This is a genomic window from Streptomyces sp. NPDC059852 (assembly GCF_042731455.1).
In the GTDB taxonomy this organism is placed as follows: Bacteria; Actinomycetota; Actinomycetes; order Streptomycetales; family Streptomycetaceae; genus Streptomyces.
Window position 1 is genome coordinate 49329 of record NZ_JBHWJK010000013.1, and the last position, 24493, is coordinate 73821.

At 73.3% G+C, this 24493-nt stretch carries 20 protein-coding genes and 1 other RNA gene; 13 read left to right on the forward strand and 8 right to left on the reverse strand.

Annotated elements, in window-relative coordinates; translation table 11 throughout:
- Nucleotides 1-128: 128 nt before the first annotated feature.
- The 4 genes from ACFV46_RS18480 to ACFV46_RS18495 all read right to left on the reverse strand — a co-directional run bounded on the left by ACFV46_RS18480 (nucleotide 129) and on the right by ACFV46_RS18495 (nucleotide 7305).
- Complete coding sequence (locus ACFV46_RS18480; protein WP_385498888.1) at nucleotides 129-1043, reverse strand: carbohydrate ABC transporter permease; 915 nt, start codon at nucleotides 1041-1043, stop codon at nucleotides 129-131.
- Complete coding sequence (locus ACFV46_RS18485) at nucleotides 1040-2386, reverse strand: carbohydrate ABC transporter permease (RefSeq protein ID WP_376729757.1); 1347 nt, start codon at nucleotides 2384-2386, stop codon at nucleotides 1040-1042. The genes ACFV46_RS18480 and ACFV46_RS18485 overlap by 4 nt, the downstream gene beginning before the upstream one ends.
- A 4-nt stretch (nucleotides 2387-2390) precedes the next feature.
- Entirely contained in the window at nucleotides 2391-3770 is a 1380-nt protein-coding gene (locus ACFV46_RS18490; protein ID WP_385498889.1) for an ABC transporter substrate-binding protein, read from the reverse strand.
- Between the two features lie 220 nt (nucleotides 3771-3990).
- Complete coding sequence (locus ACFV46_RS18495; RefSeq protein WP_385498938.1) at nucleotides 3991-7305, reverse strand: FHA domain-containing protein; 3315 nt, start codon at nucleotides 7303-7305, stop codon at nucleotides 3991-3993.
- Nucleotides 7306-7663: 358 nt separating this feature from the next.
- On the opposite strand from ACFV46_RS18495, the gene ACFV46_RS18500 reads away from it, so the two are divergent.
- The 4 genes from ACFV46_RS18500 (at nucleotide 7664) to ACFV46_RS18515 (ending at nucleotide 12930) form a co-directional block, all read left to right on the forward strand.
- On the forward strand, nucleotides 7664-9370 hold the full coding sequence (locus ACFV46_RS18500) for a protein kinase (protein ID WP_385498890.1): 1707 nt from the start codon (nucleotides 7664-7666) through the stop codon (nucleotides 9368-9370).
- 235 nt (nucleotides 9371-9605) lie between these two features.
- Nucleotides 9606-10847, forward strand: coding sequence for a serine/threonine-protein kinase (locus ACFV46_RS18505; RefSeq protein ID WP_385498891.1), 1242 nt, complete (start codon nucleotides 9606-9608; stop codon nucleotides 10845-10847).
- A gap of 80 nt (nucleotides 10848-10927) precedes the next feature.
- The gene (prfB, locus tag ACFV46_RS18510) at nucleotides 10928-12034 is read left to right on the forward strand and encodes a peptide chain release factor 2 (protein WP_361924371.1); all 1107 of its coding nucleotides are present in this window, start codon (nucleotides 10928-10930) and stop codon (nucleotides 12032-12034) included.
- Between the two features lie 302 nt (nucleotides 12035-12336).
- Nucleotides 12337-12930: an LPXTG cell wall anchor domain-containing protein gene (locus ACFV46_RS18515; RefSeq protein ID WP_385498892.1), complete on the forward strand. Its 594-nt coding sequence runs from the start codon at nucleotides 12337-12339 to the stop codon at nucleotides 12928-12930.
- A 109-nt stretch (nucleotides 12931-13039) separates the two neighbouring features.
- On the opposite strand, the gene ACFV46_RS18520 is transcribed toward ACFV46_RS18515, so the two are convergent.
- Nucleotides 13040-13231 carry a hypothetical protein gene (locus ACFV46_RS18520; RefSeq protein WP_361924375.1) on the reverse strand — a complete coding sequence of 64 codons (192 nt, stop codon included), beginning with the start codon at nucleotides 13229-13231 and terminating at the stop codon, nucleotides 13040-13042.
- A gap of 237 nt (nucleotides 13232-13468) precedes the next feature.
- On the opposite strand from ACFV46_RS18520, the gene ftsE reads away from it, so the two are divergent.
- The 8 genes from ftsE to ACFV46_RS18560 all read left to right on the forward strand — a co-directional run bounded on the left by ftsE (nucleotide 13469) and on the right by ACFV46_RS18560 (nucleotide 20183).
- Nucleotides 13469-14158: a cell division ATP-binding protein FtsE gene (gene ftsE / locus ACFV46_RS18525; RefSeq protein WP_361924377.1), complete on the forward strand. Its 690-nt coding sequence runs from the start codon at nucleotides 13469-13471 to the stop codon at nucleotides 14156-14158.
- Nucleotides 14159-14195: 37 nt separating this feature from the next.
- Entirely contained in the window at nucleotides 14196-15113 is a 918-nt protein-coding gene (gene ftsX, locus ACFV46_RS18530; protein WP_361924379.1) for a permease-like cell division protein FtsX, read from the forward strand.
- A 68-nt stretch (nucleotides 15114-15181) separates the two neighbouring features.
- The gene (locus ACFV46_RS18535; protein ID WP_361924381.1) at nucleotides 15182-16348 is read left to right on the forward strand and encodes a S41 family peptidase; all 1167 of its coding nucleotides are present in this window, start codon (nucleotides 15182-15184) and stop codon (nucleotides 16346-16348) included.
- A gap of 59 nt (nucleotides 16349-16407) precedes the next feature.
- Nucleotides 16408-16950 (forward strand): SsrA-binding protein SmpB, encoded by a 543-nt coding sequence (gene smpB, locus ACFV46_RS18540; protein WP_361924870.1) that lies wholly within the window; start codon nucleotides 16408-16410, stop codon nucleotides 16948-16950.
- Between the two features lie 89 nt (nucleotides 16951-17039).
- Nucleotides 17040-17408, forward strand: a transfer-messenger RNA (tmRNA) gene (gene ssrA, locus ACFV46_RS18545).
- A 146-nt stretch (nucleotides 17409-17554) separates the two neighbouring features.
- Entirely contained in the window at nucleotides 17555-18565 is a 1011-nt protein-coding gene (locus ACFV46_RS18550) for a DUF4232 domain-containing protein (RefSeq protein WP_385498893.1), read from the forward strand.
- On the forward strand, nucleotides 18562-19119 hold the full coding sequence (locus tag ACFV46_RS18555) for a hypothetical protein (protein WP_376729761.1): 558 nt from the start codon (nucleotides 18562-18564) through the stop codon (nucleotides 19117-19119). The genes ACFV46_RS18550 and ACFV46_RS18555 overlap by 4 nt, the downstream gene beginning before the upstream one ends.
- A 77-nt stretch (nucleotides 19120-19196) precedes the next feature.
- Entirely contained in the window at nucleotides 19197-20183 is a 987-nt protein-coding gene (locus ACFV46_RS18560) for an alpha/beta hydrolase family esterase (protein ID WP_385498894.1), read from the forward strand.
- A gap of 136 nt (nucleotides 20184-20319) precedes the next feature.
- On the opposite strand, the gene ACFV46_RS18565 is transcribed toward ACFV46_RS18560, so the two are convergent.
- Both ACFV46_RS18565 and ACFV46_RS18570 read right to left on the reverse strand, forming a co-directional pair.
- Nucleotides 20320-21165 (reverse strand): NAD(P)H-binding protein, encoded by an 846-nt coding sequence (locus ACFV46_RS18565; RefSeq protein ID WP_361924389.1) that lies wholly within the window; start codon nucleotides 21163-21165, stop codon nucleotides 20320-20322.
- 112 nt (nucleotides 21166-21277) lie between these two features.
- A complete protein-coding gene (locus ACFV46_RS18570) occupies nucleotides 21278-22243 on the reverse strand; it encodes a helix-turn-helix transcriptional regulator (protein ID WP_385498895.1) in 966 nt (321 codons plus the stop codon).
- 64 nt (nucleotides 22244-22307) lie between these two features.
- Between ACFV46_RS18570 and ACFV46_RS18575 the strand changes: the two genes are divergently transcribed.
- Nucleotides 22308-22910 carry a TIGR03086 family metal-binding protein gene (locus tag ACFV46_RS18575; protein ID WP_361924393.1) on the forward strand — a complete coding sequence of 201 codons (603 nt, stop codon included), beginning with the start codon at nucleotides 22308-22310 and terminating at the stop codon, nucleotides 22908-22910.
- A 61-nt stretch (nucleotides 22911-22971) separates the two neighbouring features.
- Here the strand turns inward: ACFV46_RS18575 and ACFV46_RS18580 are convergent, their stop codons facing one another.
- Nucleotides 22972-24489 (reverse strand): FAD-binding protein, encoded by a 1518-nt coding sequence (locus ACFV46_RS18580; protein WP_361924395.1) that lies wholly within the window; start codon nucleotides 24487-24489, stop codon nucleotides 22972-22974.
- Between the last annotated feature and the right edge of the window lie 4 nt (nucleotides 24490-24493).

Genomic DNA, 24493 nt, shown 5'->3' on the forward strand with positions numbered 1-24493 from the left:
CGCCGTGCCGGGAACGGCCGATGGAGTGACTTGGTTACGCGATCCGAGGCATCCGGGGGACCGGCCGGGTGAACGGCGGGGGCGGGCCGGCACCGGCCCGCCCCCGCCGAAACGGGCTGTGTGGGCGCCTACTTGACCGCGCCCGCCATCACACCGGACACGAACTGCCGCTGGAAGGCGAAGAACACGAGCAGGGGGATCACCATCGAGATGAACGCGCCGGGCGCCAGGACGTCGACGTTGCTGCCGAACTGCCGTACCTGCGTCTGCAGGGCGACCGTGATCGGCTGGCTGTCGGCGTCCGTGAAGATCAGCGCGACCAGCATGTCGTTCCACACCCACAGGAACTGGAAGATGCCGAGCGCGGCGATCGCCGGACCGCCGAGCGGCATCACGACCCGGAAGAACAGGCGCAGTTCACCCGCGCCGTCGAGCCGGGCCGCCTCCAGCAGCTCCCGGGGGATCTCCGCGAAGAAGTTCCGCAGCAGGAACACCGCGAAGGGCAGCCCGAACCCGACGTGGAAGAGGACCACCCCGATCAGGGAGCCGAAGATGCCGATGTTGCCGAAGAGTTCGGCGATCGGGATCAGCGCCACCTGCACGGGCACGACCAGCAGCCCGACCACGCCCAGGAACCACCAGTCGCGGCCCGGGAACTCCATCCACGCGAACGCGTAGCCCGCGAGCGCGCCGATGACGACGACGAGGACCGTCGCCGGGACCGTGATCAGCACGGTGTTCAGGATCGAGTCCGTGATGTCGCTGTTGCCGAGGAGCTTGTCGTAGCTGTCGAAGGTGAGTTGGGACGGTTTGCTGAAGACCTCCCACCAGCCGCTCGAGGACATCTCGTCGGGCGGCCGCAGCGACGACAGCAGCAGTCCGAGCGTCGGGACCAGCCAGAACAGGCCCACGACGATCAGGAACACCCGCACCAGTCCGCCACTGACGAACGAGACGAGCCGGGCGCCGAGGGAGCGCTCGCCCTCGACGGCGGTGAGCGGCTCGGGCGCCGCCTTGGTCAGCCTGCCGGCGTCCGCACTCATCGCCGCACCTCCCGCCTGAGCCGCCGGACGTTGAACCACATCACCGGGATCACCAGCAGCAGCAGGAACACCGAGATGGCGCTCGCGACACCGGGCTGGTCCTCGGAGAAGCCCTTGCGGTACAGCTCCAGCGCGAGGACGTTCGCGTCGTCCTGCGAGGAGCCCGGGGCGATGATGAAGACCAGGTCGAAGACCTTCAGCACGTTGATCATCAGAGTGACGGTGACGACCGCGAGGACGGGCGCCAGCAGCGGCACCGTGATCCGGCGGAACACCTGCCACTCGTTGGCGCCGTCCACGCGCGCCGCCTCCAGCAGATCACGGGGGATGCCCGCGAGCCCCGCCGCGATCAGCACCATCGCGAAACCGGCCCACATCCAGATGTACGACCCGATGATCGCCGGGGTGACCAGGGACGGGCCGAGCCAGTCCACGCCGTTGTACGGCTCCTTGAAGTTGTCGGCCGGGAGCCGCAGCCGGGCCCCGTCCGCCGCGGCCGGCAGGGTGAACGTGCCGTCGTCGGCGGCCGTCGTGGACGCCACGACCTCGCCGTCCTTGACCGCCTCGATCCGCATCCCGGCATAGCCGAGCTCGGCCGGGTCGATACCGCCGAGGGTGCCGACGCCCTTGCCGCGGGTGAAGTCCTGCCAGGTGGTGCCGGTGACCTTGCCCGGCTCCGCCTTCGCCTGCCCGGCCTTCGCGGCGCTGTCCGGCATCTTGTCGGGCGCCACACCGACGAGGGGCAGGGAGACCGGGGTGCCGGCGCTGACGGGGTCCTCGGTGAGGAAACCGCCGCCCGGCGCGGCCCGCAGCGGCGACTCACGGCCCGGGTGGGCCTTGGGGAACGCCGACGACTGCGCGAACGTGTCGTGCACGCCCACCCACACCGCGTTGGCGACGCCCTTGTCCGGGTCCTGGTCGTACACCAGCCGGAAGATGATGCCCGCCGCCAGCATGGAGATCGCCATCGGCATGAAGACGACCAGCTTGAACGCCGTGCCCCAGCTGACCCGTTCGGTGAGCACCGCGAAGATCAGGCCGAGCGCGGTCGCGACGGTCGGGGCGAACACCACCCAGACGACGTTGTTCTTCAGGGCGGTGCGGATGCCGTCGTCCGTGAACAGCGCCTGGTAGTTGTCGAACCCGGCGAAGCCGTCGCCGGACTGGTCGTAGAAGCTGCGGATCACCGAGTACCCGATCGGGTACACCACGAGCGCGCCGAGCAGCACCAGGGCGGGCAGCAGGAACAGCACCGCCACCGTTCTGCGGGTGCCGGTCACGCTCTTGCGCGACTTCGGAGCGGCGGGAGCCGGAGGGGCCCCCGCCGCCTGTGCCGACGCCATCGCGTCAGTTTCCGTAGGCCGCGGCCGCGTCGGCCTCCAGCTTCTGCTGGGTGCCGGCGACGTCCGACGGGTTCTTCAGGAAGTCCTGCAGCGCCTTCCACTCGCCCTTGCCGGGCGTGCCGCCGAACGCCTGCGGCGCCTGGTCGGACATGTCGAAGCGGAAGTCGTCACCGGCGTCGACGAGGGCCTTCGCCATCGTGCGCTGCACCTCGTTCGGGTACGCCGCGTTGTCCACGCTCTTGTTCGGCGACAGATAGCCGCCGAGCTTCGCCTGGATCGTCGCCGCGCCCGGGGAGGCGAGGAAGGTGGCCAGGGCCTGCGCCGCCTTGGAGTCCTCGAGGATGACGGCCGCGTCGCCGCCGGAGACGACGGGCGCGGTGTCGCCGACCGTCGGGAACGGGAACACCTTGGCGTCGGTGCCGACGTCCGCCTTCGCCTGCGTGATGTTGACCTGTGCGAAGTCGCCCTCGTAGACCATGGCGGCCTTCGGCTGGTCGCCGCCCGTGAAGGTCTGGGTGACCGAGGTCGGGAAGTCCGTCTGGAGCGCGCCCTTGGCGCCGCCCGCCACGTAGTCCTTCTTGCCCCACACCTGGGCGAGCGCGGTCAGCGCGTCCTTCACGGACGGGTCCGTCCACTTGATCTCGTGCTTCGCCAGCTGGTCGTACTTCTCGGGACCGGCCTGGGAGAGGTAGATGTTCTCGAACCAGTCGGTGAGCGTCCAGCCGTCCGCGCCGCCGACGGAGAACGGGGTGACCCCCGAGTCGTACACCGTCTGAGCGGTCGCCAGCAGCTCGTCCCAGGTCTTGGGCTCCGCGGCGCCCGCGTTCTCGAACGCCTTCGCGTTGTACCAGATCAGGGACTTGTTGGCGGCCTTGTAGTAGACGCCGTACTGCTTCCCGTCGACCTTGCCGATGTCCTGCCAGCCCTGGGAGTAGTTCTCCTGGAGCTCCTTGAGCGCCTCGGCGCCGAGCGGCTTGGCCCACTTCTTGTCCACGGCCTGCTTGATGGCGCCGGGCTGGGGCAGCATCGCGACGTCCGGCGGCTGGCCGCCCGCGACCTTGGAGCCGAGGAAGTTGATGATGGGGTCCTGGGCGGGGACGAACTTCACCGTCGCGCCGGTGCGCTTCTCGAACTCCGCGAGGACCTTCTTGAAGTTGGCCTGCTCGGCACCCGTCCAGACGGCCGCGACCTCCAGGGTCTCGCCGTCGAGCTTCGGCAGGGTGACGGTCGAGGCGGGCTCCTTGCCGCCGTCGTCCTGTTTCCCGCCGCTGTCGTTGTCGTCGCCGCCGCAGGCGGTGAGGGAGAGGGCGAGGGCACCGGCGGCGACGGCCGCCGCGGCCCTGGCGGCCCTGCGTGTCCGGTTCTTGCTGCTCGTGCTGTGCATCACTGCCCCGTTCTTCGTGCCTCGTCGAACGTTCGAGCGCTGTCCCGTGCGTCTGGTCTACGCCCTGCCCCAGGGGTCGGCAAGACCGCGTCCTCTGTCAACTCGGGGATCGTGACCGCCTCGTGACCAGGCGCCAGGCTGCGGGCACCAACGGTCGGGATCGCGTCACGGCGGCGGGCCGAGACGGGTACGCACCGGCGCCGCGGATGCCCGGGCCCCGTCAGAGCAGGGAGGGGACCTCCGTGGCCGAGACCTCGCGGGCCGCTCGTTCCAGGGCGCTGGCCAGGAGGGCCAGGTCGGTGGGGCCGTTGCCGAGTTCACGGACGGGTCGCCGGGCCGGGGGGTCGCCCATGCGGTGCCACTCCAGCGGGACGACGGTGGGCCGCAGCGTCGCCGTGCGCGGGATGCGCCCCGTGACCCGGCCGCCCTGGAACGGCACGGTCCGCCCGTCCGCCCGGACCAGCCGGCCCCGCCCGGGCGCCGGGGCGTCCGGGCCGGTCGTCACGGCGTCCAGCGTCACCCGCAGCGTGGCCCGCCGCGCCGGCTCCGACTCCGCCGCCCGGCCCCCGAGTCCGGTCGCGGCCACCAGATGCACGCCCAGCCGCTCGCCGTCCCGGGCGACCGCCTCCAGCGCGCGTATCACCGACCCGGCGGCCGGCCGGCCCGGCGACCCCAGCGAGGGGTGGACCAGGGCGTCCAGGTCGTCCACGACCACCACGAGCCGGGGCAGCGGCGGCACGGCGTCCGCCTGCCGGCGGGCCGCGCCGGGCCGCAGCCGGATCGTCGCGCTGGGCGGCGACTCCAGATCGCCGTCGCCGGCACCCGCCCCGGCCGCCCGCTGCGCGATCATCCGGCCGGTCAGCGCCCGGCCGGTGTGCCACTCGGTGAAGTCGGAACGCCCGAGCAGCTCCGCGCGCCGCTTCAGCTCCGCGCTCAGCGACTGCGCGAACTCCCGCATCCGCACCGGGTCGTTGGCGGTGAGATGCGTGGTGACATGCGGGACGTCCGTGCACACGCCCAGGCCCTCGCCGGGGCCACCGCCCGCGCCCGTGCTGTCGCGGCCGTCGATGAGCACGACGCCAAGCCGGTCCGGCCGCTCGGCCGCCGCGAGCGACGCGACGACGGCCCGCAGCAGTTCGGTGCGCCCGGCGGCGGGCGGGCCCTCCACCAGCAGATGCGGACCCTCGGCGCCGAGGTCCACGCCGACCGGCCCGTGCGGTCCGGCGCCGAGTACGGCGGTCACCCGGCCGCCCAGCGCCTGGGTGTCGTCGGCCGCGTCGGCCCACCGCGCCATCAGGGACGCCGGGGTGGCCCGCGCCAGACCCAGCTCGTCCAGCAGCCGCGCCGACTGGGGCAGCGGCACGGACACCCGCACCTGGCCCTCCCCGGCCGCCCGGTCCGTGCGCAGCGGCGCCAGCGCCCGCGCGAAACGCTCCGCCCAGGCGGCGGACACGGCGTCGACGGTGGCCACCGTGCCGTGCCCGACCGGGCCGCGTACGCCCGGCACCGCGCCCTCATGGCCTGCCCCGGCCCCGCCGGGCGCACCCCCGTCGGGCGCGACCCGCATCAGGCGCAGCGCCGTCGCCACGTCACCGCTGAGCAGCGCGACCGCGCCGCAGGCGCGGAACGCCGGGGCGACCGCGCAGGCCGCCTCATAGGTGTCCGTGACCGGGGAGGCGGGCGAGGCCGACGCCGTCTCGGCGAGACACACCACGTGGATGCCGGCCCGCGGGCCTTCCAGGGCCAGCCGGGCCACCGCCTCGCGCAGATCCGCGCCGCCGGGGTCGCCGTCCACGACGAGGACGGAGTACGGGCCGGTGAACTCCGGTGCGCCGGCGGCCGGATCGTCGTCCCGCGCCCAGGAGGGGCGGTGCCCGGCGGCGCGCGGTGCGGGAACCCGGCCGTCCGCGGCCCGCTCGCCGTCGTCGTGGTCCGTCAGGTCCTCCAGGCGCCGCAGCAGCTCCTCCACGCGCGCGGTGGCCTGTTCGCGGTCGTGGGCCAGCAGCAGCCGGCAGTCCTGGCCGTGGCCCGGGCGGACATGCGGCAACCAGCCCAGCCATGCCCACTCGGCGGTGCGCTCGGACAGCGGGCGGGCCCGGTCCGTGCTGACCAGCACGATCTCCAGGGTGTCCGGCGAGTGCAGCGCGGCGAGCTGGGCGAGCACCGCGCGGGTCAGCCCGGTGAGGCGCTCGCGCGGACCGGCCAGCCCGAGCGCACCGGCCTCCCGCAGATCGGCGGTCACCGGAACGGCGGGCAGCAGGCCCGAGCCGTCGGGCGCGGCCCGGTCGGCGGTGCCGAGCCGCACCGTGAGGGCCTCGGGGTGGCCGGGGCCGCGCTCCCAGAGACGGGGACCGGGGCCGAGGGCGGTCAGCAGCAGCGACGCCGGGTCCGGCCAGGTCTCCGGCAGCATCGCGCCGCGCCCCGCCGCGGTGGGGCCGGTGGGCTCGGCCGGCTCTTCGTCGTACGGCCCCTCGGCGGCGGGCTCCGGCTCGCCGCGTCCGCCGGCCAGCCGCCGTGCCCAGGCCGACAGGCCGCCGCGCCTGCGCGCGCCCGCCGGGGCTTCGGTGCCGCGCGGCTCGGTGCCCGGGCGTGCGGCGTCCGGCACCGGGCGGGGTCCGTCGAGGGGGCCCACCTCGAGGCCGGTGGCGTGGGTGTCGCCGCCGCGCGGGCGGGGGACGGAGCCGTGCGCGCCGGCCCGCTCGGCGTGCGGCGCCCCGCCCTGCGGGGGGACCACGGGCGGTTCGGCCGGGGTGTGCCCCCGGGCGGCCGGGCCGTCGGAGGGGGCCGGGGTGCCGTCCGCCACGCGCGCGTGCGCCGCCGGTGCCGGGCCGGTGCCGTCGCCGCCCCGCGGGCACACCCGGACGTGCCCCTCGCCGTCCGGCTCCGTGGGCACCCGCGCGCCGGGGCCGCCGGCCGGCGCGAGCCGCAGCGTGGACTCGCCGACGCGCAGCAGCGCGCCGGGGACGAACCGCACCGGGCGGGTGGTCAGCCGGGTGCCGTCGAGCGTCGTGCCGTTCGTCGAGCCGAGGTCGGCGACCGCGACCCGGCCGTCCGCGCCGACCGTGACCGCGCAGTGCAGCCGGGAGACGTCCGGGTCGTCCAGCGGGACGTCGGCGTCGGCGGAGCGGCCGACGCGGATCTCGCCGCCGTGCAGCAGATGGACGCCGCCCGCGTCCGGGCCGGCCACGACATGCAGCTGCGTCGGGGCGTCGTCCAGCTCGGGGTGGGGCTCCGGGGCCGCCGGGGCGCCCAGGGACAGCACCGCGCCGTCGGTCAGCGGGGGCTCGCCGAGGGTGCTGCGCCGGTCGTCGAGCCGCTCGGTGCCCGCGTAGAGCACGACCGGGCCGCCGCCGCGCTCGCTCTCCGCGCCGCGGGCGGTGCCGCTCTCGCCGGACACCGCGGAGGCCAGGGCCGACGCGACCGCCGACAGGGCCGTGCCCGCGGGCGCCGTGACCAGCACGTCGCAGCTCGCGGCGGCGCCGCGCGCCGCGGAGGGCGGGGCCAGCGGGTCTACGACGGTCAGCCGGATCTGCATCGGCGTCAGCGGTCCCTTCTGCGCGCGGGCGCGGGCACGGAACCACCCCACCCCACACGAGCACATCGGCCAGTACTCCCCGCATCCTCGCACCTGCCACCGACAACCCGCCCCCCGCCCGAAGGCAAGTGATCTTGATTGGTCGGCTCTGCCCGCAAAAGTGCCGGACAACGGCCCTGCCGGTGATCACTTGAGATCGCTCACGTCCGTTCGCGGCAACCACCGGACTGAGCCGAGCGTCTTTCCTTCGAACATGTACGGGAGGCCGTACGTAAGACGCACAGAATGACGACCGCCGGTGCCCGGGGGCCCGGCACTACAGTGGGTCGGAACGTAGGCAAGCAGCAGGGAGCGCGACGTGCGGCCGGTAGGCAGCAAGTACATCCTCGAGGAGCCGCTGGGTCGCGGCGCCACGGGGACCGTCTGGCGGGCCCGCCAGCGGGAGACCGCGGGCGCCGAGGCGGCCGTGCCGGGCCAGCCCGGCGAGACGGTCGCGATCAAGGTCCTCAAGGAGGAGCTCGCCGGCGACGCGGACATCGTCATGCGCTTCCTGCGCGAGCGGTCCGTGCTGCTGCGCCTGACCCACCCCAACATCGTCCGGGTCCGCGACCTGGTCGTCGAGGGCGAGCTGCTGGCCCTGGTCATGGACCTCGTCGAGGGCCCCGACCTGCACCGCTACCTGCGCGAGAACGGCCCCTTCACCCCGGTCGCGGCATCCCTGCTCACCGCCCAGATCGCCGACGCGCTCGCCGCCAGCCACGCCGACGGCGTCGTCCACCGCGACCTGAAGCCCGCCAACGTCCTGCTGCGCCAGCAGGGCGGCGAGATGCACCCGCTGCTCACCGACTTCGGCATCGCCCGCCTCGCCGACTCCCCGGGCCTGACCCGCACCCACGAGTTCGTCGGGACGCCCGCCTACGTCGCGCCCGAGTCCGCCGAGGGCCGCCCGCAGACCTCGGCCGTAGACATCTACGGCGCCGGCATCCTGCTGTACGAGCTGGTCACCGGACGACCGCCGTTCGGCGGCGGCTCCGCCCTCGAAGTGCTGCACCAGCACCTCAGCGCCGAACCGCGCCGCCCCTCCACGGTCCCCGACCCGCTGTGGACCGTCATCGAGCGCTGCCTGCGCAAGAACCCCGACGACCGGCCCAGCGCCCAGAACCTCGCCCGCGCCCTGCGGGTCGTCGCCCAGGGCATCGGCGTGCACGCGAACTCCGCGCAGATCGCCGCCGCCGAGGGCGTCGGCGCCCTCCTCGCCCCGGACCCCGCCCCGGCCACCGTGCCGGGCTCGGCCGACCCCACCCAGGTGCTGCCGCACGGCGCGGGCTCCTTCGACCCGAACGCCGCGACCAGCGTCCTGCCGCACACCGGCGCGCCCGGCGCCGCCGACCCCACCGCCGTCCTGCCGAACACGGGCGGGCGCGGCGCGGCCGACCCGACGGCCGTGATGCCGCCGGTGCCGCAGGGACAGCCCGGCGGGCCCGGCCCCGAGGACCCGCACCCCTGGCAGAACCAGCTGCGCGCCGCCCGCGACCGCAACGAGCAGACCCAGGTCCAGTACCTCGACCCGAACCAGGACCCCCTGCGCCGCCGCCCGCAGCGGCAGGTGGCCCGCCCCCAGCCCCAGCCGCAGCCCCAGCAGCCCCAGCAGCCCGCGCAGCCCCAGCAGCGTCCGCCGCAGCGCGGCCGGCAGGGCGGCTACACGCAGCCGCGGCAGCACCAGCCGCAGCCGTACGCGCCGCCGCGCCAGCCGCAGCAGCCCCCGCAGCGCTACGCGCCCGAGCCGCAGCGCCCGCAGCGCGAGCCGCGTGAGCCGCGCCGCCGCGGTGGCAACCCGATGCGGATTCCCGGCCTGGGGTGCCTGAAGGGGTGCCTGTTCACGATCGTCATCCTCTTCGTCGCCGGCTGGCTGGTCTGGGAGCTGAGCCCGCTGCAGGAGTGGATCGGCACCGGCAAGGGCTACTGGGAGCAGCTCAGCAGCTGGCTCGGCACGGTCACCGACTGGATCGGCGACCTCGGCGGGAGCTCGGGCGGCGGCTCGGGCGGCGGCACGAGCACCGGCTGACCCTCCCGCGACGACGACCGCCCACGGCTGTACGGACCCTCCGGGGACCGTACGGCCTTCGTGTGTCTGGGGATTTGTCGACACCCGGTGGGTGATTTCCGCCTCCGCGGTGAAGGCCGGCCGTCCGACCGCGTAGTTTTGTCGACCGGGGGTTCCCAGGGTCTGTCGGCTGGGGGTCCGGGGGTCGGCCCCCGGGAGGACGCAGCGGCGGCACAACGCGTCGGTAGGAGCAGTCTTGGCACGGAAGATCGGCAGCCGGTACACCGCCAACCAGATCCTGGGGCGGGGCAGCGCCGGCACGGTGTGGCTGGGCGAGGGACCGGAGGGCCCCGTCGCCGTCAAGCTGCTGCGCGAGGACCTCGCCTCCGACCAGGAACTCGTCGGGCGGTTCGTGCAGGAGCGCACGGCCCTGCTCGGCCTCGAGCACCCGAACGTCGTCTCCGTCCGCGACCTGGTGGTCGACGGCAACGACCTCGCGCTCGTCATGGACCTGGTCCGCGGCACCGACCTGCGCACCCGGCTCGACCGGGACCGCAGGCTCGCGCCCGAGGCGGCCGTGGCGATCGTCGCCGACGTCGCCGACGGTCTGGCGGCGGCCCACGCGGCCGGTGTCGTGCACCGGGACGTGAAGCCGGAGAACATCCTGCTGGACATGCAGGGCCCGCTCGGCCCCGGCGGCGCGCACCCGGCCCTGCTGACCGACTTCGGTGTGGCCAAGCTCATCGACTCCCCGCGCCGCACCCGCGCCACGAAGATCATCGGCACCCCGGACTATCTGGCCCCGGAGATCGTCGAGGGCCTGCCGCCCCGGGCGGCCGTGGACATCTACGCCCTCGCGACCGTCCTGTACGAGCTGCTGGCCGGCTTCACCCCGTTCGGCGGCGGCCACCCCGGCGCGGTGCTGCGCCGCCATGTCACGGAGACGGTGGCGCCGCTGCCCGGCATCCCCGACGAGCTGTGGCAGCTGATCGTCCAGTGCCTGGCCAAGGCCCCCGCCTCCCGGCTGCGCGCCTCCGAGCTCGGGGCGCGGCTGCGCGAGCTGCTGCCGCTGGTCGCCGGGATGCCGCCGCTCGACGTGGACGAGCCCGACGGGGAGCCGGAGGAGGACGAGGCCCCTGCCGCCTCCCCGGCCGACCCGGCGGGGGAGCGGGTACGGCGCCGGGGCGCGGTGCCGCTGGTGCGGGGCGCCCGGCCGACCGACTCCAACCGGGACACCCACACCTCGATGCGGGTCCCGGCCCCCGACGAGCTGGCCGGCGGCGCCCGCGGCACGGCCCGGGTGCCGCGCGCGGCGGGCGCCCCGCGGCCGGGCTCGGCCCGGCACCGCGCCGCGACCCGGCGGCGCCGGCTGGCGCTGGGCGGGGCCGCGGTGGTGCTGGTGGCCGCGGCGGGCGTGGGGACCTGGCTGGCGATCTCGGACGACGACGCCGGGGCGACCCCGCAGGACACCCGCACCACGGCTCCCGCGACCCCCTGACCCGCTCCCCGGCCGGTGAGACGCCCGAGCGGGTACGGCACCCGGAGCTCGCCGCTCTGCGGAGCCGTTACGCTGGAGGCGTGGCAGTCGTCGATGTATCCGAAGAGCTCAAGTCCCTCTCCTCGACCATGGAGTCGATCGAGGCCGTTCTGGACCTCGACAAGCTGAGGGCAGACATCGCCGTGCTCGAGGAGCAGGCGGCCGCGCCGTCCCTGTGGGACAACCCGGACGAAGCGCAGAAGATCACCAGCAAGCTCTCCCACCTCCAGGCGGAGGTGAGGAAGGCCGAGGCCCTGCGCGGGCGGATCGACGATCTCGCCGTGCTGTTCGAGATGGCCGAGGAGGAGGACGACCCGGACACCCGTGCCGAGGCCGAGTCCGAGCTCGCCGCCGTCCGCAAGGCGCTGGACGAGATGGAGGTCCGCACACTCCTCAGCGGTGAGTACGACGCCCGTGAGGCGCTCGTCAACATCCGCGCGGAGGCCGGGGGCGTCGACGCCGCCGACTTCGCGGAGCGGCTCCAGCGGATGTACCTGCGCTGGGCCGAGCAGCACGGCTACAAGACCGAGATCTACGAGACCTCGTACGCGGAGGAGGCCGGCATCAAGTCGACCACCTTCGCCGTGCAGGTGCCGTACGCCTACGGCACCCTCTCGGTCGAGCAGGGCACGCACCGGCTGGTGCGCATCTCGCCGTTCGACAACCAGGGCCGCCGCCAGACGTCGTTCGCCGGTGTCGAGGTGCTGCCCGTGGTCGAGCAGACCGACCACATCGAGATCGACGAGTCCGAGCTGCGCGTGGACGTGTACCGGTCCTCGGGCCCCGGCGGACAGGGCGTCAACACCACCGACTCCGCCGTGCGGCTGACCCACATCCCCACCGGCATCGTCGTCTCCTGCCAGAACGAGCGGTCGCAGATCCAGAACAAGGCCACCGCGATGAACGTCCTCCAGGCCAAGCTGCTGGAGCGGCGCCGCCAGGAGGAGCAGGCCAAGATGGACGCCCTCAAGGGCGACGGCGGCAACTCGTGGGGCAACCAGATGCGGTCGTACGTGCTGCACCCCTACCAGATGGTCAAGGACCTGCGGACCGAGTACGAGGTCGGCAACCCCGAGGCCGTCTTCAACGGCGAGATCGACGGCTTCCTGGAGGCCGGGATTCGCTGGCGCAAGCAGCAGGAGAAGTAAGAGAAGTCATTTGTCGACAAGGCAACTGCCGCCCACCGGGCGGCAGTTGCCTTTTGTGTGCCTGCATGTCTGGGTTTTACATCACACTCACAGCTTCCAACCCATGGCAAAGAACCCGTAGTTGGACATCGCGCCCGCAACGGCCTTGACGTGTTCTTGAAAAATGGGAAGGGTGAAGCGTGGCATACGTATTTCTGGGGCGCATGTGAACCGGGGGGCTCGAGTTGCGTCACCTCCGTCGATCACGGCCGGCCCCTGAACGCCGCCACTCTGACGATTCAGCTACTGGGGGTAGCAACCAGATGACCAAGAAGACGCGGATCCGTATCGCGCGCCTCGCCGCCGGTGCCGTGATCGCGGCCGGCGCCTCGCTGACCGCCGCGGGCGCCGCCTCGGCCGCGGAGTCCGAGGACTGCCTCCTCGGGATCTGCCTCGGCGACGAGGACCCGACGGACCCGCCCACCCAGGACCCGACGGACCCGCCCACCGAGGTCCCGACCGACCCGCCGACCGAAGAGCCCACGATCCCGACGGAGCCCACCGAGGAGCCGACGGAGCCGCAGGAGCCGACCGACCCGGCCGAGCCCACCGACGAGCCGTCCAACCCGGGCAACGGGAACGGCACCGGCGGCGGCAACGGCAACGGCGGCGGCAACAATGCCGACCCCGACGGCGGCACGTCCACCCAGGAGGAGGGCTCCTCCTCCCTGACCGACACCGGTTCGGCCGCCACCGGCACCAGCACCACCGCCCAGGGCGGCGGCGCCGAGCTGGCCGAGACGGGTGCCGCGCAGACCACGTTCCTGCTGGTCGGCGCCGCCACCATGATCGCCGGTGGCATCGGCTTCCGCGTCCTTCCGCGTCTCGCGGGCGGCCGTGGCGGTGCCGCTGCCTGACGGTAGCCGTCACGCGCACACCGCGTGAGCGGGGCCTTACGGCCGAGGGGCCCGGAGCGATCTTCGCTCCGGGCCCCTCGGCATGTCGGTCCGTGGGGGAGGCGGTGCCTCACACCGTCTGGTGCGCCAGCAGGGCCACCGCCGCGATCAGCACCGCGAGCAGGGCGACCAGCGCCATCGGGTTCAGACCCGCGAACGGGTTCTCCTGCTGGAGCCGCTGGCGGTTCGCCCGGCAGACGGGGCAGCGGCCCTCGCTCACGGGTGCGGCGCAGTTCGCGCACACCAACCGGTCGTACGTCATGCGCCGCCCTCCTCGCGCTGTCCTCCGAGAGGTTCAACGGGTCCGCCACCGGATACGTTCCCCTCCCTGTCTACTGTGCCAGGTTCCCCCGCAAAGGGCGCGGGCGCTCTCTCAGGGCGTAGCGGGCACCGGTACAAATGCGCACAACCCTTTACACAACCCCTACGGTGCCTGCGCTCCCCGGCCCGGTTCGCGTATGGTCACGCACACCTACCCCCGGCGACCCGTGGTGCATCCGTGATCCGATTCGACAACGTCTCCAAGGTCTACCCCAAGCAGACCCGCCCCGCACTCAGGGATGTGTCCCTGGAAGTGGAGAAGGGCGAGTTCGTCTTCCTCGTGGGGTCCTCCGGCTCCGGAAAGTCCACCTTCCTGCGGCTCATCCTCCGCGAGGAGCGGTGCAGCCACGGACAGGTGCACGTCCTGGGCAAAGACCTCGCCCGCATCTCCAACTGGAAGGTGCCGCAGATCCGCCGCCAGCTGGGGACGGTCTTCCAGGACTTCCGCCTCCTGCCCAACAAGACCGTCGGCGAGAACGTCGCCTTCGCCCAGGAGGTCATCGGCAAGTCGCGCGGCGAGATCCGCAAGTCCGTGCCGCAGGTGCTCGACCTCGTCGGGCTCGGCGGCAAGGAGGACCGGATGCCGGGCGAGCTGTCCGGCGGTGAGCAGCAGCGCGTCGCGATCGCCCGCGCCTTCGTGAACCGGCCCAAGCTGCTCATCTGCGACGAGCCCACCGGCAACCTCGACCCGCAGACCTCCGTCGGCATCATGAAGCTGCTGGACCGGATCAACCGGACCGGCACGACGGTCGTGATGGCCACGCACGATCAGAACATCGTGGACCAGATGCGCAAGCGCGTCATCGAGCTGGAGAAGGGCCGCCTCGTCCGCGACCAGGCACGCGGCGTCTACGGCTACCAGCACTGACCCGTCCCCGTCCACGGAAAGGCCTGAAAGAGCCGCCATGCGCGCCCAGTTCGTACTCTCCGAGATCGGTGTCGGTCTCCGCCGCAACCTGACGATGACGTTCGCCGTCATCGTCTCCGTCGCCCTGTCGCTCGCCCTGTTCGGCGGGTCGCTCCTGATGAGCGACCAGGTCAACACGATGAAGGGCTACTGGTACGACAAGGTCAACGTCTCCGTCTTCCTCTGCAACAAGAGCGACGCGGAGTCCGACCCCAACTGCGCCAAGGGCGCGGTCACCGAGGACCAGAAGAAGGAGATCCGCGCCGACCTGGACAAGATGACGGTCGTCGACAAGGTGACCTACGAGTCCCAGGACCAGGCGTACAAGCACTACAAGGAGCAGTTCGGCGACTCCCCGCTGGCCGCGTCCCTGACGCCGGACCAGATGCAGGAGTCGTACCGGATCAAGCTGAAGGACCCCGAGAAGTACGAGGTCGTCGCCACCGCCTTCGACGGGCGGGACGGCGTGCAGTCCGTGCAGGACCAGAAGGGCATCCTGGACAACCTCTTCGGGCTGCTCAACGGCATGAACTGGGCCGCGCGGGCGGTGATGGCGCTGATGCTCGTCGTCGCCCTCATGCTGATCGTCAACACCGTGCGGGTGTCCGCGTTCAGCCGGCGCCGCGAGACCGGCATCATGCGCCTGGTCGGCGCCTCCGGCTTCTACATCCAGGCGCCGTTCATCATGGAGGCCGCCGTCGCCGGGCTCATCGGCGGCACGGTCGCCTGCGGCTTCCTGGTGATCGCGCGGTACTTCATCATCGACCACGGCCTGGCCCTGTCGGAGAAGCTCAATCTGATCAACTTCATCGGCTGGGACGCGGTGTTGACCAAGCTGCCGCTCATCCTCGCGACGAGCCTGCTGATGCCGGCGCTGGCGGCGTTCTTCGCGTTGCGCAAGTACCTCAAGGTGTGACCAACGCCAAGGGGGCCGTACGGGGTTCGGACCGTGCGGCCCCTTCGCGTTGTCCTAGACTCACCGGCATGTCAGGCCGTGACCTGTTCTGTCAGCCCCGCCGCTTCGGCCGCGGGGCCGCCCTGACATTGGTGTTCGCGAGCGTGCTCGTCGCCGGTGCGGCGACCGGCTCCCTGCCCGGACCCGAGCGGAAGTCCCCGTCCGGCACCGCCCGTTCGGCGGCCCCCGGACCCCGGCACGAGGACGTCGCCGCGGCCGCGGCCGACGCCATGGCCGCCGGCACATCCCCCGTGGAGGCCGCCGAACGGGCGGTCAGCCGCAGCGGCGACCGCTGGGGCGCCATCTACTCCCGCGGCGAGTACGAGGAGTTCCAGGAGGCCCTCGACGGCCGGTACACCGGGGTCGGGCTGTGGGCCGGGCGCCGGCGCGACGGTGCCGTCGAGGTGACGAAGGTGCGCGCCGGCTCGCCCGCCGCGGAGGCCGGCATCGAGGTCGGGGACCGGCTGCGCAGCGTCGACGGCGCACCGGTCGACGGCCGCCCCGTCAGCGAGATCGTCGCCTTGCTGAGGGGCGACGCCGACGACGCGGCCGCCGGCACGTCCGTCGTCGTGGGCCTGGAGCGCGGCGGGCGCGATTGGGAGCTCACCCTGCGCCGGGCGAAGCTGTCCACCGACCCGGTCACCGTGCGCAAGGGCGCCGGCGGCGTCACCGTCATCCGGATCGCGTCCTTCACCAAGGGCAGCGGGGACGCCGTGCGCGCCGCCCTGCGCCGGGCGCCCTCCACCGCCGGTGTCGTCCTCGACCTGCGCGGCAACTCCGGCGGCCTGGTCACCGAGGCCGTCACCGCCGCCTCCGCCTTCCTCGACGGGGGGCTCGTCGCCACCTACGACGTCGACGGCGCCCAGCGTGCCCTGCACGCCGAGCCGGGCGGCGACACCGGCCGGCCCCTCGTCGCGCTGGTCGACGGCGGCACGATGAGCGCCGCCGAACTGCTCACCGGCGCCCTCCAGGACCGCGGCCGGGCCGTCGTCGTGGGCAGCCGCACCTTCGGCAAGGGTTCCGTGCAGATGCCGAGCCGGCTGCCCGACGGCTCCGTCGCCGAGCTGACCGTCGGCCACTACCGCACCCCGTCCGGGCGGACCGTGGACGGGCGGGGCATCGCCCCCGACCTGCCGGCGGACCAGAAGGTCCTGCAACGGGCCGAGACGGTCCTCAGCGGCCTCGGCGACTCGTAAAACGGCTTCCCGCGCACCCCGTCCGTAGTGCGAAAATGGACGGCACTATGAGCAAGGGAATGTACGTACCGAAGGAGTCCCAGCCCAAGCAGGGCGGGTCCGCCGCGAAGGCCAGGGACGGCGAGAAGGGCGGCAACAAGAAGATCGTCGCCCAGAACAAGAAGGCCCGGCACGACTACGCGATCATCGACACCTACGAGGCCGGTCTGGTCCTCATGGGCACCGAGGTCAAGTCGCTGCGCGAGGGCCGGACGTCCCTGACCGACGGCTTCGTCCAGATCGACGGGGGCGAGGCGTGGCTGCACAACGCCCACATCCCGGAGTACCACCAGGGCAGCTGGACCAACCACTCCGCGCGCCGCAAGCGCAAGCTGCTCCTGCACCGGGAGGAGATCGACAAGCTGGAGGCGAAGTCCCAGGAGACGGGTCACACCATCGTGCCCCTCGCCCTGTACTTCAGGGACGGGCGCGCCAAGGCCGAGATCGCGCTCGCGCGCGGCAAGAAGGAGTACGACAAGCGGCAGACCCTGCGGGAGAAGCAGGACCGGCGGGAGTCGGACCGCGCGATCGCGGCGGCCCGGCGCCGGCAGCGGGGCCACTGACGGACGGGAATGCACTGGCATCGTCCGGCGTTGGTCACGTACGATGGCATCGCACCTCACAGAGGGTGCGGCTCTTGAAAACACCACATGGGGATGATCGGTTTCGACAGCGGCTGTCGAAGCAGGGGAAGCGTGTCGAGGAAGCGGCAATGATCTCGTAAACCATATGTCGCAAAAAATAATCGCCAACACCAAGCGCGATTCCTTCGCCCTCGCTGCCTAAGTAGCGACTCGCGAAGTGTCAGCCCGGGGCTGTTCCCGACCCGGATCCTGGCATCAGCTAGGGAACTAAACCTTGATCCCGGTCACGGGGTGAAAAGGGAAATCAAACAGTGACTGGGCCCGTCGGCGACTTGTTCGCGTGATCGCCGGGGCCGAGAAAATCGCAGCGAACTGCACACGGAGAAGCCCTGATTCTGCACCGTTGGACGCGGGTTCGATTCCCGCCATCTCCACGATCGAGAAGGCTCCGGCCCTCTCACCCATGTCGGCACAGGCCCCGTCGCTTCCGAGCGGCGGGGCCTTGGTCGTTTGTGACACTGCTGTGACGGCGGGTGTGGGGTGCGTCACAGCTCTGGGAGCGCTCCCCTGGTGGGGTGGGCGGATGCCCAGACTCCCGCGCGCGGTACCCCCTGTCCTGGCCGGCCTCCTGCTGCTGACGGCGTGCGGCTCGCACGACGCCACATCGGGCGCGGACGGCGGTGACGGGCGGGTCCGCGCCCGGGCCCTGTGCCCCTCCGACTACACCCAGTACGGCGCCACGCCCCCGGCGGACCGGCCGACGGCGACCCCCTCCGGCACCCCCACCTCGCTGCCCCTGCCGTCTCCCGTGACGGAGGAGAACGGCGTGCGGGTCACGAAGCTGTACGCATGGGGTCCGGAGAGCGGGTGCACGGGCGTCGACTACAGCGCGGAGTTCGAGGTCGTCAACAAGACCTCCGCCCCGGCCACTTACACGGTGACCCTCACGTTCAGCTCGGCGTCCGGCGGCGCGGCCGGCACCGCGGAGCATGTCGTCGAGGCGGTCGGGCCCGGCCGGACCGGCAGGGGCGCCGCCGCGATGACCGGCACGAACCCGGGCGATGCAGAGGTGACAGGCGTGAAGGTGCTCAGGGTGCGCAGCGTTCCCGTCGCCGAGGCGTCGTCGGCGGCCGGGCCTTGCCCGGAGTCGGGCGTGCACGTGTACGCCGACCGGGGGGACGCGGCCATGGGGCTGCGGGTCGTCGGTCTGCACCTGGTCAACTGCGGGACCGCGCCGTACGCGCTCGACGGCTATCCGGAGCTGGAGATCCAGGACGAGGACCACGACACCGTGAAGGACGTCCGGATCCTGCGGGGCACCCAGGAGATCGGCACCGGGATCGGCGGCCAGGAGGCCCCGCAGGCTCTGACGCTGCGTCCGGGGGAGGCCGCCAGGACCACACTGGCCTGGCGCAACACCACCCAGGCCGGCACGCCGGTGAACGCGCCCTACGCCCGCGTGTGGGCCAGGCCCGGGGCCGACCCGGTGACGGTCGTCCCCGAACTCGACCTCGGGACGACGGGCCGGCTCGGGGTCGGCCCGTGGCAGCGGGACGAGACGTACCGGGACCCGGAGGCCGGCGCCCGCCCGTGAGTCTGTTCCTCGTCCTCCTCGCCGGGGCGGCCGCGCTGTATCTGCTCGGCCGGTCGCGGGTGCCGCCCGGCATCCAGGTGGCCGTGCTCACCGCGCCCCCGGTGGTGGCGGTGATGTGGCTGCTGGACGAGGTGTTCGGTCGGCGGGCCGTCGCGGTCGCCGTCGGCGCGGTGTTCCTGGTGGTCCTGGTCGCGCTGAACGGGCTGCTGGAGCACCCCCGGCTGCCGCTGTGGGTGAAGCTCGCGGTGTTCGGGACGGTGCCGGGGGCCGCGCTGGCCTGGCTGCTGGTCGTCACCGCCGACGACACTCTCAAGGACCCCGGAGAGGATCCCTGTTCCCTGCATCACGGCGGGACGGGCGTCTCCGAGGTCTTCCCGCCGCGGGCGTACTGCCGCTTCCCGGACGGCCGGACCCTCGACCTCGCGCCGGTCACCCAGGCCGTGTTCTGGGTCTGCCTCGTCGTCAGCCTCGGGTTGCTCGCGACCGGGCTGGTGCGGGCCGTGCGGGATCCGCGGGCGGTGGCCCGCCGGTTCCGGTGGACCCGGCGCGGCTGAACCACCATGCGGCGGGCGCCCGTTGTGGTGTCCGGCCCCATATCGGCGTCCCGTCCGTGCTTCTACGGTCCCTCCGCATGACACCGACCAGAGCCGCACGTCCTCGACTCGCCGTCCTGGTGACCCTGCTGGTCGCCCTGACCTCCGTCCTCCTCGCCCCCGGCCGGGCCGCCGCCGCCTCGCTCCAGGAGGTGACCGGGTTCGGGTCCAACCCCGGTGCCCTGCGCATGTTCCGGTACGTCCCCGACGGGTTGCCCGCCGGCCGGCCGGCGGTCGTCGCGCTGCACGGGTGCACCCAGAACGCCGCCGGGTACGGCACCGGCAGCGGCTGGCTCCAGCTCGCCGACCGCTGGAAGTTCTCCGTCGTGCTGCCGCAGCAGCAGAGCGCCAACAACCTCTCGTCCTGCTTCAACTGGTTCCAGGCCGGCGACATCGCGCGCGGCCAGGGCGAGGCCGCGTCGATCGCGCAGATGGTGGACCGCCAGCTCGCCGACACCTCCGGTGACGCCTCCCGGGTCCAGGTCACCGGGCTGTCCGCCGGGGGCGGCATGACCGCCGTGATGATGGCGGCCTACCCGGAGAAGTTCGCGTCCGGCGGGATCGCGGCCGGGCTGCCGTACGGGTGCGCGCAGGCCGCCGGGTCGCCGTACGTCTGCATGTACGTCGGCGCCACCCAGACCGCCCGGCAGTGGGGCGACCGGGTGCGGGCCGCGCGGCCCGGGTACACCGGGCCCTGGCCGACGCTCGTCGCCTTCCAGGGCACGGCCGACTACACGGTGAAGCCGGCCAACATGACCGACCTGACCCGGCAGTGGACCGACGCGCACGGCACCGACCAGACCGCCGACGTCAGCGACACGGTCGCCGGGTTCCCGCACCAGGTGTTCCGGGACGCCTCCGGGCGCGCGGTCGTGGAGACGTACAGCCTCACGGGGATGGGCCACGGGCAGCCCGTCGACCCCGGCAGCGGCATCGAGCAGTGCGGGACGGCCGGGGCGTATCTGCTCGATGTGGACCTGTGTGCCGCGTACCGGATGGGCCGGGCCTGGGGGCTCGGCGGGTGATGGCCCGCCCCGGACCCGTACGGGGGATTTCCGGGTCCGGGGCGGTGCCGGTGCCGCGACCGGTGGCAAGGGGGCCGCGGCTGTCCGGGGCGCCGGCGACGGGGGAGGTCGCCGGCGCGGTCCTCAGGGGACGGGGTCAGGCGAAGGCGGGCGCGTTGCGCTTCGCCCAGCCCGCGAAGGAGCCGGCGGGACGGCCGAGGAGGCGCTCGACGTCGGGGCTGACGCGCTGCTCGGCGGGGAGCGGCTCCCCGAGGATGTCCAGGGTGCCGTCGATGACGGGCTCCGGCATGAACCGCGCCATGTGCTCGCGTGCCTGCGCGCGGGTCAGCTCGACGAAGCCGACCTCCTCGCCGAGGGCCTCGGCGAGCGCGGCGGCCTGCTCGCGCGGGGTGACGGCGGCCGGACCGGTCAGCTCGTACGTCTGCCCGGCGTGGCCGTCCTCGCGCAGCACCACGGCCGCCACGGCGGAGATGTCCGCCGGGTCCACGACGGGCAGGGCCACGTCGGCGAACGGGGCGATCACCGCGCGCTGGGTGCGGACGCTCTCGATCCAGGCGTAGGCGTTCGAGGCGAAACCGCCCGGCCGCAGGATCGTCCAGTCCAGGCCGGAGCCGCGCACGGCCTCCTCGAACTCGCGCAGCCGGCCGTGCGAGAGGGCGTCCGGGCGGGTGGCGTTGATCTGCGAGGACAGCAGCACCACGCGCCGCACCCCCGCCTCGCGGGCCGCGGCCAGCACCTCGGTGGCGGGCGCGCCGCCGCCCAGCAGATCACCGGCGAGCAGCAGGAACAGGGCCTCGGCGCCCTCCAGGGCGGGGCCGAGCGTCGAGGGATCGGCGAGGTCGGCGCGGACATGCCGCGCTCCCTCCGGCAGGTCGTGGGAGAGGGGATTGCGGGAGACGGCCGTGACCTTCTCGCCCGCGGCGGTGAGCGCCTCGACGAGGGGACGGCCGACGTTCCCGGAGGCTCCGGTGACAACGATCATGAGAACTCCCAAATGCGAGTGGACAAGGGTGAGTTGGGACCAAGTGGTGCGATGTGGTGCGATGTCTTCGACAGTAGCATCCTCGGTATAGTAGGTACCTAGAGGAAAGTGACTAGGGAGTCGCCGCGTCCTCCAGTTCCTCGTAGCGGACCCGCAGCGCGCGGCCCAGCCGGGCCAGCTGGGCGCGGGCCGCGGGCGGGCCCACCACCTCCACCCGGTCGGCCAGCCCCGCCAGCTGCGCCGCCAGCACCTCCAGGGAGGGTCCGGCCGCCTCGATCTCCCGGCGGCCGTCGCCGAGCAGCCGCCCGATCCGCAGCCGCCCGCCGAACAGCCGCTGCAGCACGGGCAGCGCGTCCTGGTCGGCGTGGGCCGTGACGGCCGCCGCGAGCAGCCGGTCCTCCAGCCGGCCGGCCAGTGAACGCCAGGCCGCCGCCAGGTCGAAACCGGCGGGCCGCAGCACCGGCTCACCGGTCCGCTCCACCGAGGTCACCCGGCCCATCCGGAAGGACCGCAGCCCGTCCGTCGTGCCGGCCACGAGATACCAGTGGCCCGCCTTGTGGACGAGGCCGAGCGGGTCCACCGCCCGCTCGGCCGGCTCCTCGCCGGGGCGGGCGTACCCCAGCCGGACCCGCACCCCGTCGAGGACGGCCCGTTCCAGCTCCGCCAGATGCGGGTCGGCCGCCGTCACGGCGGCGCCCGACCAGTCCAGCTCGTCGACGATCCGGGCCCGGGACGCCGCCTCCGCGTGCGGCCGCAGCGGCTCCGGCACCGCGCGCAGCAGCTTGCGCAGCGCCGACCGCAGTTCCGGGGAGGCGCCCGCCGCCCCGGCCGCCAGGAACAGGGCCCGCACCTCGGGCGAGGTCAGCCCGGTCAGGTCCGTGCGCGCCCCGCCGACCAGCTGCCACCCGCCGCCCCGCCCGCGCTGGGCGTAGACGGGGACACCCGACGCGGTCAGCGCCTCCAGGTCGCGGCGCGCGGTCCGCTCGGAGACCTCCAGTTCGGCCGCCAGCTCCGCCGCCGTGACCCGGCCGCGCGCCTGGAGGAACAGCAGGGCCGCCACCAGCCGGTCAGCGCGCATCGCCGCTCACCCCTTCGGGTAAATAGGCCGGAGGGTGGCCCATTTCGCCGGAAGACTCGACGGCATGACCCATCCCGAGAACACCTCCGCCACCCCGCCCGCCGACCCCCGCGACGGCCTGTTCAAGGCCGTCGACCTGGCCGGTGACGTGCTCGCGTCCGTGCGGCCCGAGGACTACGAGGGCACCACGCCCTGTCCGGACTACTCGGTGCGCCAACTGTCCCTTCACCTCGTCTCCGTGCTCCGCCGTGTCGCCGTGATCGGCGCCGGCGGTTCGTTCTTCTCCGTCCCGCACTTCGCCGAGGACGTCGCCGACGGCGCCTGGGCCGAGGCCTGGGCCGCCGGGACGAAGGAACTGCGGTCGGTCTGGTCGGATCCGGCGGTCCTGGGCCGGGAGATCGGGCTGCCCTGGGGGCCCGTCCCCGGCGCCGCCGCCGCGGTCATCTACACCAATGAGTTCGTGCTGCACACCTGGGACCTGGCCAAGGCCACCGGCCAGAAGCCCGCCTGGGACGACGCCGTGCTGGCCGCGCCGCTGGCCGCGATGCACCGGGCGGTGCCCCGGGAACCGCGCGGCGGCCAGGTGCCGTTCGGCCCCGTCGTGGACGTCCCGGAGGACGCCCCCGCCATCGACCGCCTGGTCGGCTGGTACGGCCGCAGGCCCTGACCCCGCCCGGTCCCCGCGGGTGCCCGGAGGGGAGGGCACCCGCGGGGCGGACGGCCGGCGCTCAGGCGCCTATGGACTGAGGGAAGCGGAAGAACCGGTTCGGGTCGTACGTCTTCTTGATCCGGGCCAGCCGCGGGTAGTTCTCCGCGTAGTACGACTGCTTCCAGTCCGTGAGCGAGGGGTCCATCCAGTTCTGGTAGCTCTCGCCGTTGGACAGCGGGTCGATCGTCGCGAACCCCCGGTCCACCCAGGTGTTCGCGACCGCCTTGGCCTCGTCGGTCACCTGGGCCGGATCGTTGATCAGCACCCGGTAGTTGACCGAGAAGAGCGAGTCGCGGTGCACGTACGCCGTCGCCGTGCGGGACGGCTCGTTGGCGGCGCCGCCGAAGAAGTGGAAGTCCAGGTAGCGCGCCTGGCCCGCCCGGCGGTCCGCGTCGAACGCCGTCATCACGTCCGCCCAGCCGCTCGCCGCGTACGGCCGGCTGCCCAGGCGCGTGCGCTCCAGGCCGTAGGCCGGCCGGGACAGCGTGCCGGAGGGCGTCTTCTCGGAACGCTGGCACTGGTCCTCGGTGAGGGTGGCGCAGCCGAAGATCATCATCATGAGCTGCTGGTACGTCATCACGCCGTCCTGGCGCTGCACCGGCGCACCGGTCAGGGCGAGCAACCGGGCGGCTTCGGCGTCGAGTTCGGCCGGGGTGCCGCGCGAGGCGAGGAAGACGTTGGCCTGCGGCACCGAGCCCGGCGCCGCGTCGGGCTGCACCACGTAGGCGCCGCCGCCGATCGTGTGCGGGGCGTCCACCAGCCAGCGGGCCACCCCGTCGAGGACGTCGGCCATCCGGTCGTACGGGAAGATCAGGTTGCTGATCGCCATCTGGTCGCCGGTGTGCGGGGTCACCGTGAACCGGGTGACGACGCCGAAGTTGCCGCCGCCGCCCCCGCGGATCGCCCAGAACAGGTCCGGGTTCTGCTTCGCGGAGGCGGTCACCACGCGCCCGTCGGCCAGCACCACCTGCGCGGCGGTCACCGCGTCGCAGGCCATGCCGGTCGGCCGGGTCAGGAAGCCGAAGCCGCCGCCCTGCAGGAAGCCGCCCGCGCACACGGTCGGGCAGCCGCCCTCGCTGACCACCAGGTGGTGCGGGGCCAGTGCGCCCAGGATCGTGACGTTCTTCGCGCCCGGGCCGATGTCCACCGACGAGGCGCTGTTCACCGTCACGGCGTCGAGCTGGGACACGTCGATGATCAGGCCCGGTGTCGTGGACCAGCCGCCGTAGTTGTGGCCGCCGCTGCGGACCGCGGTGCGCACACCGTGGTCCTGGGCGAAGCGCACACACACCGAGACGTCCGCCGCGCTGCGGCAGTAGGCGACGGCCTGCGGGTTCACCGCGTCGAACTGCCCGAGCTCCAGCTGCCGGGCGACGGTGTAGTAGGGGTCGGAGGGCAGCACGAGCCGGCCCGAGAGGCGGCTCGCGAGCCGGGCGTACGGCACGCCCGCGCCTTCGGCGGCCACCGGAACGGCGGGTACGAGAGCGAGACCGGCGGCTGCGGAGCCGGCACCGAGCAGGGTTCTACGACTGATCACACGG

What these genes read in the sequence shown, in the direction of transcription:
- ACFV46_RS18480 (WP_385498888.1), bottom strand. Translation starts at nt 1,043, where the DNA reads ATGAGTGCGGACGCCGGCAGGCTGACCAAGGCGGCGCCCGAGCCGCTC.
- ACFV46_RS18485 (WP_376729757.1), bottom strand. Translation starts at nt 2,386, where the DNA reads ATGGCGTCGGCACAGGCGGCGGGGGCCCCTCCGGCTCCCGCCGCTCCG.
- ACFV46_RS18490 (WP_385498889.1), bottom strand. Translation starts at nt 3,770, where the DNA reads ATGCACAGCACGAGCAGCAAGAACCGGACACGCAGGGCCGCCAGGGCC.
- ACFV46_RS18495 (WP_385498938.1), bottom strand. Translation starts at nt 7,305, where the DNA reads ATGCAGATCCGGCTGACCGTCGTAGACCCGCTGGCCCCGCCCTCCGCG.
- ACFV46_RS18515 (WP_385498892.1), top strand. Translation starts at nt 12,337, where the DNA reads ATGACCAAGAAGACGCGGATCCGTATCGCGCGCCTCGCCGCCGGTGCC.
- ACFV46_RS18520 (WP_361924375.1), bottom strand. Translation starts at nt 13,231, where the DNA reads ATGACGTACGACCGGTTGGTGTGCGCGAACTGCGCCGCACCCGTGAGC.
- ftsX (WP_361924379.1), top strand. Translation starts at nt 14,196, where the DNA reads ATGCGCGCCCAGTTCGTACTCTCCGAGATCGGTGTCGGTCTCCGCCGC.
- ACFV46_RS18535 (WP_361924381.1), top strand. Translation starts at nt 15,182, where the DNA reads ATGTCAGGCCGTGACCTGTTCTGTCAGCCCCGCCGCTTCGGCCGCGGG.
- smpB (WP_361924870.1), top strand. Translation starts at nt 16,408, where the DNA reads ATGTACGTACCGAAGGAGTCCCAGCCCAAGCAGGGCGGGTCCGCCGCG.
- ACFV46_RS18550 (WP_385498893.1), top strand. Translation starts at nt 17,555, where the DNA reads ATGCCCAGACTCCCGCGCGCGGTACCCCCTGTCCTGGCCGGCCTCCTG.
- ACFV46_RS18560 (WP_385498894.1), top strand. Translation starts at nt 19,197, where the DNA reads ATGACACCGACCAGAGCCGCACGTCCTCGACTCGCCGTCCTGGTGACC.
- ACFV46_RS18565 (WP_361924389.1), bottom strand. Translation starts at nt 21,165, where the DNA reads ATGATCGTTGTCACCGGAGCCTCCGGGAACGTCGGCCGTCCCCTCGTC.
- ACFV46_RS18570 (WP_385498895.1), bottom strand. Translation starts at nt 22,243, where the DNA reads ATGCGCGCTGACCGGCTGGTGGCGGCCCTGCTGTTCCTCCAGGCGCGC.
- ACFV46_RS18575 (WP_361924393.1), top strand. Translation starts at nt 22,308, where the DNA reads ATGACCCATCCCGAGAACACCTCCGCCACCCCGCCCGCCGACCCCCGC.